17 protein-coding genes and 2 CRISPR repeat arrays (1 of these 19 running past the window's edge) are annotated in these 16,267 nt (G+C 59.6%); of the genes, 8 read left to right on the top strand and 9 right to left on the bottom strand.

Going from position 1 to position 16,267, the window contains the following annotated elements; genetic code table 11:
* Positions 1–1,167: a CRISPR direct-repeat array (repeat unit 29 nt; unit sequence CCGTTCCCCGCACCCGCGGGGATGAACCG) (it extends 2,341 nt beyond the left edge of the window).
* A 33-nt stretch (positions 1,168–1,200) separates the two neighbouring features.
* Genes B5495_RS14635 through B5495_RS15125 form a run of 4 tightly spaced genes read left to right on the top strand, consistent with a single transcriptional unit; the run spans position 1,201 to position 2,741 of the window.
* Entirely contained in the window at positions 1,201–1,656 is a 456-nt protein-coding gene (locus B5495_RS14635) for a hypothetical protein (RefSeq protein ID WP_154045243.1), read from the top strand.
* An 8-nt stretch (positions 1,657–1,664) separates the two neighbouring features.
* Positions 1,665–2,045: a hypothetical protein gene (locus tag B5495_RS07695; protein WP_079552688.1), complete on the top strand. Its 381-nt coding sequence runs from the start codon at positions 1,665–1,667 to the stop codon at positions 2,043–2,045.
* Between the two features lie 37 nt (positions 2,046–2,082).
* Positions 2,083–2,436, top strand: a complete 354-nt coding sequence (locus B5495_RS07690) for a histone-like nucleoid-structuring protein, MvaT/MvaU family (RefSeq protein ID WP_079552686.1) — start codon at positions 2,083–2,085, stop codon at positions 2,434–2,436.
* Positions 2,436–2,741, top strand: coding sequence for an NINE protein (locus B5495_RS15125; protein WP_079552684.1), 306 nt, complete (start codon positions 2,436–2,438; stop codon positions 2,739–2,741). The genes B5495_RS07690 and B5495_RS15125 overlap by 1 nt, the downstream gene beginning before the upstream one ends.
* Before the next feature lie 305 nt (positions 2,742–3,046).
* Here B5495_RS15125 and B5495_RS14630 read toward each other — a convergent pair whose 3' ends face one another.
* On the bottom strand, positions 3,047–3,283 hold the full coding sequence (locus tag B5495_RS14630; RefSeq protein WP_154045242.1) for a hypothetical protein: 237 nt from the start codon (positions 3,281–3,283) through the stop codon (positions 3,047–3,049).
* The gene (locus B5495_RS14625) at positions 3,273–3,662 is read right to left on the bottom strand and encodes a hypothetical protein (RefSeq protein ID WP_154045241.1); all 390 of its coding nucleotides are present in this window, start codon (positions 3,660–3,662) and stop codon (positions 3,273–3,275) included. The genes B5495_RS14630 and B5495_RS14625 overlap by 11 nt, the downstream gene beginning before the upstream one ends.
* Before the next feature lie 146 nt (positions 3,663–3,808).
* A CRISPR array of direct repeats spans positions 3,809–4,814; the repeat unit is 29 nt; unit sequence CCGTTCCCCGCACCCGCGGGGATGAACCG.
* Between the two features lie 468 nt (positions 4,815–5,282).
* Here B5495_RS14625 and glnA point away from each other — a divergent pair.
* The 4 genes from glnA (at position 5,283) to ntrC (ending at position 9,741) form a co-directional block, all read left to right on the top strand.
* Positions 5,283–6,689 (top strand): glutamate--ammonia ligase, encoded by a 1,407-nt coding sequence (gene glnA / locus B5495_RS07680; protein ID WP_079552682.1) that lies wholly within the window; start codon positions 5,283–5,285, stop codon positions 6,687–6,689.
* Positions 6,690–6,758: 69 nt separating this feature from the next.
* Complete coding sequence (locus B5495_RS07675) at positions 6,759–7,283, top strand: DUF4124 domain-containing protein (protein WP_079552680.1); 525 nt, start codon at positions 6,759–6,761, stop codon at positions 7,281–7,283.
* 3 nt (positions 7,284–7,286) lie between these two features.
* Entirely contained in the window at positions 7,287–8,342 is a 1,056-nt protein-coding gene (glnL, locus tag B5495_RS07670; RefSeq protein ID WP_079552678.1) for a nitrogen regulation protein NR(II), read from the top strand.
* Positions 8,326–9,741, top strand: a complete 1,416-nt coding sequence (gene ntrC, locus B5495_RS07665) for a nitrogen regulation protein NR(I) (RefSeq protein ID WP_079552677.1) — start codon at positions 8,326–8,328, stop codon at positions 9,739–9,741. Before glnL ends, ntrC begins: the two co-directional genes overlap by 17 nt.
* Here the strand turns inward: ntrC and B5495_RS07660 are convergent.
* The 7 genes from B5495_RS07660 to ugpB all read right to left on the bottom strand — a co-directional run bounded on the left by B5495_RS07660 (position 9,716) and on the right by ugpB (position 16,151).
* On the bottom strand, positions 9,716–10,633 hold the full coding sequence (locus tag B5495_RS07660) for a ChaN family lipoprotein (RefSeq protein ID WP_231897132.1): 918 nt from the start codon (positions 10,631–10,633) through the stop codon (positions 9,716–9,718). The two genes, ntrC and B5495_RS07660, sit on opposite strands and share 26 nt — an antisense overlap.
* A 27-nt stretch (positions 10,634–10,660) precedes the next feature.
* Positions 10,661–11,188, bottom strand: a complete 528-nt coding sequence (locus B5495_RS07655) for a YqiA/YcfP family alpha/beta fold hydrolase (RefSeq protein ID WP_079552675.1) — start codon at positions 11,186–11,188, stop codon at positions 10,661–10,663.
* 110 nt (positions 11,189–11,298) lie between these two features.
* On the bottom strand, positions 11,299–11,838 hold the full coding sequence (locus tag B5495_RS07650) for a phosphatase PAP2 family protein (RefSeq protein ID WP_079552673.1): 540 nt from the start codon (positions 11,836–11,838) through the stop codon (positions 11,299–11,301).
* A gap of 135 nt (positions 11,839–11,973) precedes the next feature.
* The gene (locus tag B5495_RS07645) at positions 11,974–13,026 is read right to left on the bottom strand and encodes a sn-glycerol-3-phosphate import ATP-binding protein UgpC (protein WP_079552671.1); all 1,053 of its coding nucleotides are present in this window, start codon (positions 13,024–13,026) and stop codon (positions 11,974–11,976) included.
* The gene (ugpE, locus tag B5495_RS07640) at positions 13,027–13,869 is read right to left on the bottom strand and encodes a sn-glycerol-3-phosphate ABC transporter permease UgpE (protein WP_079552670.1); all 843 of its coding nucleotides are present in this window, start codon (positions 13,867–13,869) and stop codon (positions 13,027–13,029) included.
* Positions 13,870–13,932: 63 nt separating this feature from the next.
* The gene (ugpA, locus tag B5495_RS07635) at positions 13,933–14,817 is read right to left on the bottom strand and encodes a sn-glycerol-3-phosphate ABC transporter permease UgpA (RefSeq protein WP_079552668.1); all 885 of its coding nucleotides are present in this window, start codon (positions 14,815–14,817) and stop codon (positions 13,933–13,935) included.
* An 8-nt stretch (positions 14,818–14,825) separates the two neighbouring features.
* On the bottom strand, positions 14,826–16,151 hold the full coding sequence (gene ugpB, locus B5495_RS07630; protein ID WP_079552667.1) for a sn-glycerol-3-phosphate ABC transporter substrate-binding protein UgpB: 1,326 nt from the start codon (positions 16,149–16,151) through the stop codon (positions 14,826–14,828).
* Between the last annotated feature and the right edge of the window lie 116 nt (positions 16,152–16,267).

Raw genomic sequence — 16,267 nt, 5'->3', positions numbered from 1 at the left:
GATGAACCGCGTAGTTTGTCCAGCGTAGTGATTAGCTTACCCCGTTCCCCGCACCCGCGGGGATGAACCGAACACGTTGGTGCCTGCACGAATCGCGCCCCACCGTTCCCCGCACCCGCGGGGATGAACCGATCGCAGCACAGCTTGTGCGCCAGATGGTGGCCCGTTCCCCGCACCCGCGGGGATGAACCGGCTATCGCTTGGATGGAGTATTTCGCGCATTTCCGTTCCCCGCACCCGCGGGGATGAACCGCAGAGTCGGCAGGCTACTGGACTGAACGCCTCCCGTTCCCCGCACCCGCGGGGATGAACCGAAGGCAAAGAGAACCTGTTCGAGCCTGACGAACCGTTCCCCGCACCCGCGGGGATGAACCGTTGAAACTGAAGTCTCGTCGCACCTTCCCTTTCCGTTCCCCGCACCCGCGGGGATGAACCGTAATTCGATCATTTCCTGTAAAGTCCTCTAAACCGTTCCCCGCACCCGCGGGGATGAACCGGCTACTTCCAGCCGCTTCGCAACGGGTACAGCCCGTTCCCCGCACCCGCGGGGATGAACCGGACGCCGCCGTGGCCGGCTTTTACGGCCGCATCCGTTCCCCGCACCCGCGGGGATGAACCGACCACGGCGCCTATGTATTCGGTGATCTGGCCCGTTCCCCGCACCCGCGGGGATGAACCGCTGGGAGAGAAAAGACGTCCTAGACGCAGCCGCCGTTCCCCGCACCCGCGGGGATGAACCGTAATGTCTCCTTCGGGTGATATATCTGGGCCACCGTTCCCCGCACCCGCGGGGATGAACCGGTAATCCGTAACTGCCTGTCAACGCCCTCAAACCGTTCCCCGCACCCGCGGGGATGAACCGGCGGGTGTGACATGGAGTATTCAAGACAGGCACCGTTCCCCGCACCCGCGGGGATGAACCGAGATTGAGACCTTTTTGTAACCCCTGCGAGTGCCGTTCCCCGCACCCGCGGGGATGAACCGTCGACATCGCCACCGTTCAGCACCAAGAAAAGCCGTTCCCCGCACCCGCGGGGATGAACCGATCAGCGCTGGACGCCGGTCGCGGACGCAGCACCGTTCCCCGCACCCGCGGGGATGAACCGAATCAACTGTTCACCGGGGCGAATTTTAGGATCCGTTCCCCGCACCCGCGGGGATGAACCGCTCTTAGCTGCTGCGGGAACTCGCTCAAAGGCGTTGATTGAGGCTTATAAGAACGTCTTAAACGCTGAACAGAAGCGGCTAGATTGGGTGCTTGCTGATAAACCGATTCGTCAATACGGTAAACGTGGGCAGTACGGGACTGATGTCGCTCTAGGTGAGTCTAAGAAGTACGTAGAAAGTGACTTCTTTAAGGAGTCTAAGCCTGAGAAAGCAGCCTTCAAGACTGAATCTCAAACTCAGGTAGACGATGAAGACGAGGCCTCAAAGGCTCCTGGTAAGCTGACTGACTTTTTAACAACTGAACAGAAGCTTCGTATCCGCCAGTTCTACAAAATCCGCAAGGATCACGTTAGTGGAAAGGGTTTCTTTCTTGTCAAATTCAATTCAGAAGGTGTCTATGATTCTGGCCATGGCCCTTACCCTACTGCCGGAGAAGCTTACGAGATGATTCTTGAGCTAGAAGGCGTTGAGATTCCCGAGCAGAGTTGAGGTGATGTATGGAAGACCTAGAGAGCGAAGTGGTAATTACTAACGAACAGGGTTTAGAACTCCTCAACAGGGGTTCTGCCCTTACTGAAGAGGAAGCTGCCGACCTAGAGATATGGCTGTTTCACATGAACCCGCCTACTGAGTTTGATATATTTGTTGATAGTGATTACGACTACGGTTTCTCAGCGCTAGGTAACTTACTTGGTGTTGCTTGTACGGACAACCGTGATGATATAACTCTCATAGGAGATAACTGTGTAGTCTACGATGGAGAGCTTGTTGAAGGTTCTATTCGAAAGTACAGGGTTAGATTAGAAGATATCTACTGGATTAAGATAGTGGAAGAAAAACATAAGAAATTTCTTGACCTCTTATCTAAAAACCAATAGTCTGAACTTGTAAGCAACTAAATAAAGGAATCAAAGAATGTCATTACTTGATCAGTACACAGAACTAGAAGCTCAACTTCTGCAAATCCAGTCTAAGATCAGGTCTTTAGAGACTAATAAGGACTTGAAAACTGAGCTTGAATTTAAGCAAAAGATTGAAGAAGTCATGACTAAGTACGGAAAGGATGCTGATGATCTTGTCAGTCTCTTGAAACCCCATGCTTCAAAGACGATGCAAAAGCAGTCACGCAAGCCTCGTAAGCTGAAGATTTTCAAGAATCCACATTCCGGCGAAGTTGTTGAGACTTACGGCGGCAACAACAAGGTTTTACGGGAGTGGAAAGAAGAGTACGGTGCTGGAGCAGTGGAAGACTGGCTGTTGACAACTTAATGTCTTATCGAGAGATAACCGAGCTAGAGGATGATGGGTCTACTATCACCTACAAAGTTTACAAGAGAGATAGATGGATAGCTTTTATTCTAGCTATAACACTAGGAGCATTAGGTGTCCATCACTTCTACACAAGGCACTCATTTGAAGGTTTTGCAATGTGGTTTATCACCTTCTCTTGCTTAGCCTTGTTACCCTCTAGTAGCTGGTGGTCTAACCTGTTCCTATTCCCGCCAGCATTAATGGCAATCTACTTTGTATTTGCTTCACAAGAAAGCTTTGACAACTACGTCAACGAACGATAAAAGGAGAAAGAGAGATGGATATGATTATTGGTGCTTTTGTATTCGCTATGTTCCTGGGTATTCTTAATACTCTTGGCTTATTCAAGTGGATATGTAAGGAAGACTTCGACTAGATGGCTAGAAATAACTCTATAAGCCTTGTTGCATAAACAGCTTCAAGGCTTTCTTTTTGTCTATGCATCTATATAGCATTGTCAGTAGCTATAAAAGCTTCTATAGGGCTTTGAAGGTACGAGCCTAGGCGTATGTACATCTATAGAAAAAGCCGCCTAGAGAGCTTCATAAGCGGCTTTAAAACTACCTTCCTACCTGTCTTTATATCGTTCTTCTAAGATAGCCTCAACAATACCTTCTTGTGTGACTCTAACACCCGTCCTTATCGACTCCTCTAGAGCTTCACGCGTTAGCTCCTCTGCAATACTTCGACGGACTCTGAAGTTCTTTTGAACCTTTGGCTCAGGTCTTGAGGGTGCCGCTTCTACTTCCGGCTTCTTACTTGCACCGTTCAGAAAACCATCAAGGTTGCTTGGGCTATCTTTCATGCTGTGACCTCCTCAAAAAAAACTTCTCCATTTCTTCAATAGCTACATTGTCCTTCTTATGCTCATGTACTGATAAACCTAGTGGTAAAACTCTTCTGAAAGCCACCCTTTCACAAATCTTAGAAGTCAGTAGGGGTAATTCCCGCTTCTCAAGCCAATCTAACATCTCGCCAGTGTCCTTAGTCCTTGCGTCTATACGTGCCAGGAGAACCCTTATTGAAAGGTTTGGGTTGAAGTCTTTAGCCAGTTCCACGACTTCTAGAAACCCCGACACAGCGGCAGAATCAAAATTTGAAGCCCCAACAGGTATTATTGCAGCGTCTGCGAGGGAGAGTGCTGCACGTAAATCAGCAGAATCGCGTCCACCGGCATCCACCACTGTATCATCGACTCCTTTAGAGAGGCCCCTCCCTTCATCTAGTAAAGCCCTGCCAAGCAGTCTTGTAGTGACTGGACTAGGCTGCTCTGCATTACACTCCCGACGCCAGTAAGCCCATGTAGCAGCGCTCGCTTGAGGATCACCGCCCGTTCCCCGCACCCGCGGGGATGAACCGAACTCCACCGTGCCCGACGGCGCCACCGCTGACCGTTCCCCGCACCCGCGGGGATGAACCGAACACCAGGAGAGCCGCAACCACCCCGCCGCGCCGTTCCCCGCACCCGCGGGGATGAACCGATTAAGGCAAGGATAGAAACGATCCGTGAAGCCCGTTCCCCGCACCCGCGGGGATGAACCGCTTATAAAGCTCCTCAATATCCACTTGAACCACCGTTCCCCGCACCCGCGGGGATGAACCGACCATGTTGCGGACGTGCGCAATGAGGCTCGCCCGTTCCCCGCACCCGCGGGGATGAACCGATGCTCAGGCGGGTTCAGCGGGATCACGGCCACCGTTCCCCGCACCCGCGGGGATGAACCGCCCGCGAGTTCTCGAAAAAGCGCATTGACCGCCCGTTCCCCGCACCCGCGGGGATGAACCGCGCGTCTTCCTGCAGCTCGCAGGCGCGCACGTCCGTTCCCCGCACCCGCGGGGATGAACCGGCGGCCTACCATACGGCCAGACCCCGGCTGAACCGTTCCCCGCACCCGCGGGGATGAACCGTTGGAAGACCGTTTGTGCTAACTGATGACAGCCCGTTCCCCGCACCCGCGGGGATGAACCGGTATCAAGGTGCTGTATGGCCCATCGGTATCGCCGTTCCCCGCACCCGCGGGGATGAACCGGATTTGTCTATCCCGGCCGAGGGCCGCGAGCCCCGTTCCCCGCACCCGCGGGGATGAACCGAAATGCGAGGGGATGACGTTCGAGCGTTCATTCCGTTCCCCGCACCCGCGGGGATGAACCGCCCTGGCTCCAGGCGTTGCTGGCGTCGATCTCCCCGTTCCCCGCACCCGCGGGGATGAACCGAGCGCCTAGAGCTAACCGAAACCCAGTGCGACCCGTTCCCCGCACCCGCGGGGATGAACCGACCGGGTAGCGGCATAAAATCGCCCGGCTCTCCCGTTCCCCGCACCCGCGGGGATGAACCGTCGCCCATCAGTAGGCGCGGCGTATCCGGGTACCGTGCCCCGCACTCGCGTGGATAGACACATGGACATGGGCCAGTACGGCGAGGATATGAGAATTAACGCGCCGAACGAAAAGGGCCGCTTGCCCACCTTCAGTTGCCACTTCTTGGTGCATGTGGGCGCGTGCGTGCATTTTTCTGGGGCAGCTGAAACAATAGCGGTGTTTCGGTGCTACGTTGCGGCAGGGTGGTAAACGAGCTGTTATTAACTTTTTATGAAAAATAAATTATTTTAAATCAAATATTTAAGGTGGTTATTCAGCTGTATTCGCCGAGTTGGCACGCTGCCTGCATTGTTGATAGGCAACGGCGGATGCCCCGTAGGCAGCATTACCACGACGTGCTACAACACTAGCCATGATTTTTGCCAGTGCCGGCTAACGCCCACGGGCACCCTTGACGATAAGCCACGCTTACCCCGGAGGACAGAATGTCAGCCAAGACGCTTGCCCTGATTGAAGAGCATGATGTGAAATGGATCGACCTGCGCTTTACCGACACGATCGGCAAGGAGCAGCACGTCACCATCCCCGCGCGGGACGTGGATGAAGACTTCTTTGAAGATGGCCAGATGTTTGACGGCTCGTCCATGCTGGGCTGGAAGGGCATCAACGAGTCCGACATGGTGCTGCGTCCGGAAGACGGCACGGCCTACCTGGATCCGTTCACCGAAGACTCAACGCTGGTGCTGCGCTGCGACGTGATCGAGCCGGCCACCATGCAGGGCTACGATCGTGATCCGCGCTCGATCGCCAAGCGCGCCGAGGCGTTTTTGCAGTCAACCGGTCTGGGCGATACGGCCTTTTTCGGCCCCGAGCCCGAGTTTTTCATCTTTGATGAAGTGCACTGGAAGACCGACCTTCAAGGTTCCATGTACAAAATCTCCTCGGAAGAGGGCGCCTGGGCGACCGACCACGCGATCGAAGGCGGCAACCTGGGCCACCGTCCGCGGGTGAAGGGGGGCTACTTCCCCGTGCCGCCGGTCGACAGCTTCCATGATATTCGCGGTGCCATGTGCAACACCCTGGAAGCCATTGGCCAGCGCGTTGAAGTGCATCACCACGAAGTGTCCAACGCCGGGCAGAACGAGATTGGCGTGAGGTTCAACACGCTGGTCAAAAAGGCCGACGAAGTTCAGGAAATGAAGTACGTCATCCACAACGTGGCGCATGCCTACGGCAAGACGGCGACGTTCATGCCCAAGCCGCTGGTGGGTGATAACGGCACCGGTATGCACGTTCACCAGTCGTTCTGGAAAGACGGTGAAAACCAGTTTGCCGGTGACGAATACGCCGGGCTGTCGGAAATGGCGCTTTACTACATCGGCGGCATCATCAAGCACGCTCGGGCGCTGAACGCCTTTACCAACGCCTCGACCAACTCCTACAAGCGTCTGGTGCCGGGGTTTGAGGCGCCGGTCATGCTGGCCTACAGCGCGCGTAACCGCTCGGCGTCGATCCGTATTCCCTACACCGCAAGCCCCAAGGGCAAGCGTGTAGAGCTGCGCTTCCCTGATCCCACGGCCAACCCGTACCTGTGCTTTGCGGCCATGCTGATGGCCGGTATCGACGGCATCAAGAACCAGATTCACCCCGGCGATGCCATGGATAAAAACCTCTACGATCTGCCGCCGGAAGAGGGCAAACAGGTGCCCACCGTGGCGAACAGCCTGGATCAGGCGCTGGACGCGCTGGATGAAGATCGCGCCTTTTTGACCGAAGGCGGCGTATTCAGCGATGAAATGATCGACGCCTACATCGCGGTCAAGATGGAAGACGTGGAGCGTATCCGCATGACCACGCATCCCATCGAGTTCGAGATGTACTACAGCTGCTAAGTTTTTCTGATAGCGAGCCTGTACTGCGCCTGCCCATCGGGCAGGCGCTTTTGCTTGGGAAAGGAAACCATGAAGCGACAGCCGATATTCTGGCTCGGTGGCGCGCTCGTGGCCGTGCTGGTCTGTGTGCCGCTTCAGGCGCAGACGGTGTATCGCGTCGTGGACGCAGCAGGCCGTGTGACGTTTACCGATGATGCGCAAAGCGGTGGCAGCGAAGTGGTGCTTGAGCCACTGCCGGCCATGGCTTCCGCCGTGCCTGCCAAGCCGCAGGCGAAAGCCCCGGCCAGAGCGTCACCGGGTGCGCCGTTCATGCCCTATGACCGTTTTATCATTGTGCGCCCTGAAAGCGCGGCGCGCTTATCTCCCGAGCCGTTCGCGGTGGAGCTCGACGTGCGCCCGGGGCTGCGTGAGGATCATCAGGTGCGGTTGCTGGTGGATGGCCGTGTCAGCCAGTCGGCGCTGCATGGTCAGGCGTTCTGGGTGCCGGCGCTGGCCACCGGCGAGTATCAATTGCAGGCCGAACTGCTCGACCGTCAGGGGCGCGTGCGCCACCGCACGCCGCCGCATCGCGTTCGTATTGTGCCTGAGGGGTAACGCATGTATCAGCGTTTGCTGGAGCACCTGACCACGGCCGTATTGCTGCTGGATGAGCGCCTTGCGGTGCGCTGGATGAACCCGGCCGCCGAGGCGCTGTTTGCGGTCAGTCTGCGGCGGATGAAAGACATCGGCCTGGCCGCGCTAATGAGCGAGGGCGCCGGCATTACCGCAGTGCTGGCCAAGGCGCGCGACGACCAGCAGTCTTATACCCAGCGCGAAGCGCGGCTGTTGCCGCCCGGCGGTGAGTTGTTGACCGTGGACTATACGGTCACGCCGCTTTCGGTACACGAGCTGTTGCTGGAAGTGGAGCCGCGGGACCGGCTCATGCAGATTTCACGCGAAGAAGCGCTGACGGCCCGACAAGAAGCGGCCAAGGTGCTGGCGCGGGGGCTGGCGCACGAGATCAAGAATCCGCTGGGCGGGATTCGCGGGGCGGCGCAGCTGCTGGAGCGCGAACTGGGCGATCCCGCTCAGCACGAGTTTACCCGGGTGATCATTGAAGAAGTCGACCGGCTGAAAGCGTTGGTCAACGCCATGCTGGGCCCCCACCGCGAGGCCGGCCACGTTGAGCTGAATATTCACCGAGCGCTTGAACGCGTGTACGCGCTGCTACGCGCGGAACATCCGCCCGTGGTCATTCGCCGGGATTACGATCCCAGCCTGCCAACGCTTTACGGCGATCAGGCGCAGTTGATTCAGGCGCTGCTCAACGTGGCGCGCAACGCCGTTGAAGCACTGCGTGAAGCGCAAACGCCGGCGCCGGAGCTGGTGCTGCGTACCCGGGCGCGGCGCCAGTTCACCATGGGGGCCCGGCGTCATCGGCTGGTGTGCGAAGTGAGCCTTGTTGATAACGGCCCGGGAATTCCCGCCGTGCTTCAGGATACGCTGTTTTATCCGATGGTCTCCGGGCGCGCCCAGGGCAGCGGGCTGGGGCTTTCCATCGCTCAGGCGATTGTGCATCGCCATCAGGGGCTGATCGAGTTTTGCTCGCGCCCCGGCCATACCGAGTTCCGTTTATTAATACCGCTGGAGAGCCCTCATGTCTCAGGCCGCTGATGCTCCCGCCCGCGTGGCGGTGATTGACGACGACCGCGCGATTCGCTTTGTCCTGAGCCGTGCGCTGGCGCAGCCTGATCTGGCCGTGGAATGTTTTGGCGAGGCCGAAGAAGCGCTTGAAGCGCTGCTGGCATGTCCGCCGGAGGTGGTCGTGACCGATATCCGCATGCCGGGGATTGACGGGCTGGCGCTGATGGCGCGCCTGCACCAGACGCATCCGGCGCTGCCGGTGATTGTCATGACCGCCCACTCCAATCTGGACAGCGCCGTGGCGTCGTATCAGGGCGGCGCGTTTGAGTACCTGCCCAAACCCTTTGACGTGGATGACGCGCTGGCGCTGGTACGCCGTGCTGTGGCGCACGTGCGCGAACAGGCGCGTCCGGCGGTCGTGCCGGAAAACCTGAACGACGACATCATCGGCGAATCGCCGGCGATGCAGGACGTGTTTCGCGCCATTGGGCGGCTGTCACAGTCGCACATCAGCGTGTTGCTTCGCGGCGCGTCGGGCACCGGCAAAGAGCGCATTGCCCGGGCACTGCACCAGCACAGCCCCCGCGCCGAGCGCCCGTTCATTGCGCTGAACATGGCCGCGATTCCGCGCGATCTGGTGGAGTCGGAGCTGTTTGGCCATGAAAAAGGCGCGTTTACCGGCGCCACCGCACGGCGTGCCGGGCGCTTTGAACAGGCCGACGGCGGCACGCTGCTGCTGGATGAAATCGGCGATATGCCGGCCGATACCCAAACGCGCCTGCTGCGGGTGCTGGCCGACGGCGAGTTTTTCCGCGTCGGCGGGCATATGCCGGTGAAGGTGGATGTACGCATTATTGCCGCCACGCATCAGCATCTGGAAACGCTGGTCGAAGACGGCCGCTTTCGTGAAGACTTGTTCCATCGGCTGAACGTGATTGCCATTGCATTGCCGAGCCTGACTCAGCGCTGGGAAGATATCCCCCGGCTGGCGCGCCACTTTCTGCACGCGGCCGCCAGCGAACTGGAGACGGAAACCAAAGTGCTCACCGCCGAGGTTGAAGCGTTGCTTGGCCGGCTGGCCTGGCCGGGCAACGTGCGTCAGCTGGAAAACCTCTGCCGCTGGCTGACGGTGATGGCCTCGGGGCGCGAGGTGCTGCTGGAAGACCTGCCCGACGAGCTGCGTACGGTCGATGCCGACGCGGCACCGGCAAACGGCGACTGGCGCACGGCACTGCGCGACTGGGCCGCGCAGACGCTGGCCGCAGATGACGACCAGACCCTTGAGCAGGCGCTGCCCGACGTGGAAGAGATTTTGATGACGGCCGCGCTTGAGCATACCGGCGGGCGCAAAGGGGAGGCCGCCGCACTGTTGGGCTGGGGGCGCAATACGTTAACGCGCAAGCTCAAGGCGAGCCGGCCTGACGGCTGATGACGAGCTGATCCATAAAGCCGGCGGTAGGCGCGGGCGATGCTTCGAGCCTATATAGCGCGTCAGCCAGCCCGGGCGCGTCGGGTTGGCAGCCGCTAACCGGTACCGGCAGTAGCGTCATCTGCGCATAAATACCGCGCTCGGCGAGCTGATAGGCGACGCCGTCGTTATACAGCATGTGCCCCATGCCCATCAGCCCGACCGCCAGCCGGCCACCGGCGCTGGCTTCTTCAAGCGCTTCGGCCATGGCGGCATCCCAGGCCAGCTGCGCCTGCATGAAGGTGGTAAACGATTGCTGGAGCGGGTGCGCGTCGTAAATCGCGCGTAAACGCTCGCGGTAGGCCTTGCGCGGGGCGGCCGGCGGGGCAATGCCGTGGCGTTCAGCGGCGGGCACGGCGTCAAAGCCGTCATCGGCCAGCCGGCGGCGCAGCTCCGGGGCGATGTTCAATGCCACCAGCGGAATGCGGTTCATGCGGGCGAAGTGCAAAATCGGCAGGTACATCGCCGGGTCATAGCCCCAGGCCTCGTCCCACCGGCTTTGGCTCAGCAGCTCGTCTTCGCTGAGCTCGCCCGCCACCCAGGCGTCGAGCACCGGCTGAGCACTGCGGGGCAGCATTTCCAATCCGATCACCATGTCGTCGCGGTGGGCGGCAAGCCCGGCAAGCGTTTGCAGCTCAAAGCGGTGATACGCCATTTGATCGTGGCGCTCGCCAATCAGCACTACGTCCTGGGCGGCTGCCTGGGCAATGACGCTGGAAGCAGGCGTTACTTCGCCGCGCTGCCACCAGTCGCCCGGCGCCAGGCAGCTATCGGCGTGGGTATTGCCGATAGCACTGTCGGTCGTCAGCATCGCGAGCAGCAGCAAAAAAATCAGGGGGCGCAGTCGGCGCATGGCCACTCCTTTGCGGTAAAGCGTGTGTCACGCATAGCGGGCGAGCGTCTGGCAGTGGCACAAGAAACGCTCGAAGTCGTCGAGTATGACCGTCAGGCTGGCGTGCAGGCGATGATCGTCGTCTATCAGCCGCAGCGACAGGCGCTGGTCGCGTGCGTACTCGATGACCGGGGCAGGCGGTACGACGTCGTCTTGCCAGCCGTGAATAATATGCGTGGCGCGCGCCTGGAGCGTGGGGGAGGTTTCCGGGTAGTCGGCCAGTCCCAGCGCGGGGGCAAGCAAAAAGCAGCCCAGCATGGCGTGTTCGGCGCTGAGCATGGCGCTGAGCCAGCCGCCAAGGCTGGAACCGGCCATGACGCAGCGGGCCGGGTCATCACCGCGTTCGCGTAACGTGCGGCGCAAGTGCTCAAGACGGTCGCGCGGGTCGGGCAGATGGCGGTAGTCCATTAGCACGGGCTCAACGTCGTCAAGCCGCTCGGCGATGCCCTTGAGCGCCTGCACCTTGAGTGCGCCCGGGCCACTTTCCAGGCCGTGAGAGAGATAAACGGTAATCATGGTCGCCCCGCTAATGAGTGCCGGTGAGCAGGGTGCCGGGGCGGTGGAGCCATCGGCGCTTGCTTAAACCCTAGCGGGTTCACCGGTGGCTGCCAAGTTGATGAGGATGTTTAGCCGATGACGGCCAGGCTGAGCAGGGCAAACCCCACGCCCATTGCCGCGCCGGCGGCAACATCGCTGATGTAGTGCAGCCCCAGCCCGACCCGCGACACGGCGATCAGTAGCGCCAGCGGAATCACCGCCGGCAACAGCCACGGCGTGTGCGCCGCGACCAGCAGCGTGAACATGACGGCATGCATGGTGTGCCCGCTGGGAAAGCTGTAGCGGTCACGCGCTGGTTCACTGCACTGGATGCCGCCGTGATAGGTGATAAACGGCCGCTCGCGGCACAGACGGTTTTTTACCAGACGATAGACGGTCAGAGCGATGAGTGCGGTGATGGCGTATTGCACCAGGTGTAACGCGCCGTTTGGCTGCAGCCAGGGCTGGGCGGCAATCAGCGCTACCCAGATCGGCCAGTCGCCCAGACGGCTGGCCGCCTGAAGCAGCAGCCGCCAGGGGCGATACAGCGACAAGCGCGTAATGCGCTGGCAGAGCTGCCATTCAAACAGGTCAAGACGATCAAATACGGCAAGAGGACGAGGACGCATGGTGGCTCTCCTGAGTGTGTGACAGGTAAGTCCGCAGCCTTTTCATCAGCTTGGTGGCACTATGGCCGGCGACCATGACACTCCCGCGACAGTCGCATGAACAAGCAGTGACGCCGACCATAGTGGAGACCGTACCTAGCCGGTGCGCAGGCCGGTTGCCTGACTGAAGCAGTGCAGCGCGTCAGAGGGGATGTAAAAACGCAGTATGTCGCCTTCGGCCACGGGGGCGGGCTGATCGGTACGAATCACCGTGGTTTGCCCGCTGCCGGCCAGACGCACGTATAAATGGCTTTCCGCCCCGGCGGCTTCAAACAGCTCCAGCGTGGCATCAAACGCCAGATGTGGTGCGACCGGCGGCGCCAGCAGGATGGTATCGGGGCGAATGCCAACGGTATCGGTGCCCGGCGGCAGCTCGTCAAGTGCGTCACCGGCGTTACGCGCCTGCAAAAATTCCACGGCCAGCAGGTTCATGGCCGGCGAGCCGATAAAGCCCGCCACGAACAGGGTGGCCGGATAGCGGTAGATCTCCATGGGCGTGCCCACCTGCTCGATGCGGCCTTCATTCAGCACCACCAGACGATCGCCCAGCGTCATGGCTTCCAGCTGGTCATGGGTGACATACAGGCTGGTCGTTTTCAGGCGGCGCTGCAGCTTCTTGATTTCCACGCGCATCTGCACGCGCAGCTTGGCGTCCAGGTTGGAAAGCGGCTCGTCGAATAGAAAAACCGCCGGATCGCGTACCAGCGCGCGCCCCATCGCGACCCGCTGGCGCTGGCCGCCGGAGAGCTTGCGCGGCTTGCGCGTGAGCAACGGCTCGATTTCCAGCATCTGCGCGGCCTCACGCACCTGACGTTCGATCTCGTTTTTTTTCACGCCGCGGTTTTTCAGCCCGTAGGCCAGATTCTGATACACCGTCATGTGCGGATACAGCGCATAGTTTTGAAACACCATGGCGATGTCACGCTCGGCCGGCTCGAGTTTATTGACCACGCGCCCGCCGATGCTCAGCGTGCCTTCGGTAATGCTCTCAAGCCCGGCCACCATGCGCAGCAGCGTGGACTTGCCGCAGCCCGAGGGGCCTACCAGCACCACCAGCTCGCCGTCCTCGACGTGCAGGTCAACGCCCTTTACCGCGGCAACGCCGCCGGAATAGGTTTTTTTCAGCCCTGAAAGGGTAATCGCGGCCATCTATTTCTCCGTCTCGGTCAGCCCTTTGACAAACAGGCGCTGCATGAACACCACCACCAGAACCGGCGGCAGTGCCGCCATGATCACGGCAGCCATGATCAGCTGCCACTGCGGGTTTTCGTCCGAGGTCATGCGCTGAATGCCCATGACGATGGTGTAGTAGTCAGGGTCGGTGGTGATCAGCAGCGGCCACAGGTATTGATTCCAGCCGTAAATAAACATGATGACGAATAGCGCGGCGATATTGGTGATCGACAGCGGCAGCAGAATATCCTTGAAAAAGCGCAGCGGCCCGGCGCCGTCAACCCGGGCGGCTTCGAGCATTTCTTCGGGTACGGTCATGAAGAACTGACGAAACAGGAAGGTAGCGGTGGCCGAGGCGATCAGCGGAATGGAAAGCCCGGCGAAACTGTTGAGCATTTTCAGGTTGGCCACGACCTCAAAGGTGGGAATGATGCGCACCTCGACCGGCAGCATCAGGGTGATAAAGATCAGCCAGAAGAAAAACACCCGCAGGCGAAAATGAAAATACACGATGGCAAACGCCGAGAGTATCGAGATGCCCAGCTTGCCGATAGTAATCGCCATCGCCATCACAAAGCTGTTCCACAGCATGCGGCCCGCCGGCGGCGCATCGGCGCTGGTAAGCCCCGACTGCCACATTTGCACCATGTTTTCGATCCCGTGGCCGCCGGGGAGCAGCGGCATGTTACCGCGCAGGAGTTCGCCCGGCGCCTGAGTCGCTGCCATCAGGGCGATATACACTGGCAGCATGATCAGCGCTACGCCGGTCAGCAACACGCAGTGCGAGAAAAAATTGGCCCAGGGGCGATGTTCTACCACGGCGCGTCTCCTGTGAGGGCGGGCGTTGCGTCAGCCGCTGAAAAGGAATCCATCATGGCGGTATTAATAGTTAATGCGGCGTTCGATAAAGCGGAACTGGAGTACGGTCAGGCTGACCACAATGACCATGAGCACCACTGACTGGGCGGCGGAAGAGCCCAGGTTCAGCCCCACAAAGCCGTCGGCATACACCTTGTACACCAGAATGTTGGTCGCCTGCGCCGGGCCGCCCTCGGTCGTGGCGTGAATAATGCCGAAGGTATCGAACATGGCGTAAACCACGTTGACCACGAGCAGAAAAAACGTGGTCGGGGCGAGCAGGGGAAAGACGATGTTCCAGAAGCGTTTCACCGGGCCGGCACCGTCAATGGCGGCGGCTTCGATCAGCGACTGGGGCACCGACTGCAGGCCGGCAAGAAAAAACAGGAAATTGTAGGACACCTGCTTCCAGGCAGCGGCCAGAATGACCAGCAGCATGGCATCCGTGCCGGAAGTGCGGTGGTTCCAACGGTAGCCCAGCGCATCCAGCACATAGGGCACCACACCAATGGAGGGATTGAAGATAAACCACCACAGCACGCCGGCAATGGCCGGCGCCACCGCGTAGGGCCATACCAGCAGCGTGGTGTAGGTGTTGCGCGAGCGCAGCATGCGGTTGACGGTGCTCGCCAGCAGCAGGGCGACACTCATGGAAAGAAAGGTGGTGCCGGCGGCAAAGACCGCCGTGACCGAAAGCGCGTTCAGGTAGCCGGGGTCGCTGAACAGCCGGGCGAAGTTCTCCAGCCCGACAAACGTCGTGCGCAGGCCAAAGGCATCTTCACGCAGCAGCGACTGATACAGTGCCTGTCCCGCCGGCCAGATAAAAAACACCAGCGTGACAAGTACCTGGGGCGCCAGCAGCATATATGCCGTCCAGCGCCCGGGAAACGTCATGCGTTTGGTTTGCATAGTGAAGGCTAGGAGTTGGCGTCTTCGAAGTCGCGCAGCAGCCGGTTGCCACGCTGCACCGCGTCATCGGTGGCCTCTTCGCCGGTTTTCTCACCGGTCATGACGGCTTCCATCTCTTCGGAGATGATGGCGCGAATCTGTACGAAGTTGCCAAAGCGCAGCCCTTTGGAATTTTCCGTCGGTGGGTTGAGCGTCATTTGTTCCAGCGCAATCGAGGCGCCGGGGTTTTCCTCGTAAAAGCCCTGTTCTTTGCTCAGCTCCCAGGCTTCCTGGGTAATGGGCAGGTAGCCGGTCTTCTGGTGCCATTCGGCCTGTACCTCGGGCTGGGAGAGATAATCAAAGAAAGCCGCTACGGCTGCATATTCTTTATCCGTATGGCCGCGCAGTGCCCACAGCGTCGCGCCGCCGATAATCGCGTTTTGCGGAGCGCCTTCCACGTCGTCGTAATAAGGCTGCATCGCGTAGCCGACGTCAAAGCTGGCGTTTTCGATCACGTCGGCCCGGGAGGAGGATGAACCGAAGAACATCGCGCATTCCTGAGCGTAAAACATGGGTTCGGAATCCGGCCCGTCACCGGGGCCACCCCACTGGAACACATTGCTGCCCTGCCAGGTTTTCAGGTTGTCCCAGTGGCGCGCGACCAGATCATTGTTGAACGTCAGCTTGGCATCCAGCCCGCCAAAGCCGTTTTGCCGAGTGCCCAGCGGCGAGTTGTGCATGGCCGAGAAGTTTTCGAGCATGACCCAGCTTGGCCACGAGGTGGTAAAACCACACTCGGCGGCGCCCGAGTTGGTGATTGTCGTTGCGGCCTTGGCAAGCGCCTGCCACGTTGCGGGCGGCTTGTCCGGATCAAGGCCCGCTGCCTTAAAGACGTCGCGGTTGTAATACATGATGGGCGTGGACGAGTTGAATGGAAACGACAGCATGTTGCCCTGGGTGTCGGTGTAATAGCCCACGACTGCCGGTAGAAAGGCATCTTCATCGAACGGCTGGCCGTGATCTTCCATCAGCTCATAAGCCGGATAGACGGCGCCTTCAGCGCTCATCATGGTGCCGGTACCAACCTCGAAAACCTGCAGGATATGCGGCTGTTCGCCGGCGCGAAAGGCGGCGATGGCACCGGTCATGGTCTCGCTGTAGTTGCCGCGAAAGCTGGGATTGACGCGGTAGTCATCCTGAGACTGGTTAAAGTCCTCGGTCATGTCCTCAAGAATGGTGCCTAGCTGGCCACCCATGGCGTGCCACCACTGAACCTCGGTAGCGGCCTGAGCCGACAGGCTGGTGCAGGCAATGGCGATGCCGGCGGTAACGGCATGAAGCGGAAAGCGAGGCATGGCAGCTCCTGTTCGATAGCGTTCGAGGCGTTATGAGACGGTTGTTAAGATCGTCGTTGAAATCGTCGCCGTTTGGCGTGCTGGCTACAGCGAACAGTAAGCAGTGTAGATGACGT

Source organism: Vreelandella subglaciescola (genome assembly GCF_900142895.1).
Lineage (GTDB): Bacteria > Pseudomonadota > Gammaproteobacteria > Pseudomonadales > Halomonadaceae > Vreelandella > Vreelandella subglaciescola.
This window is presented reverse-complemented; position numbering and strand designations above follow the sequence as displayed.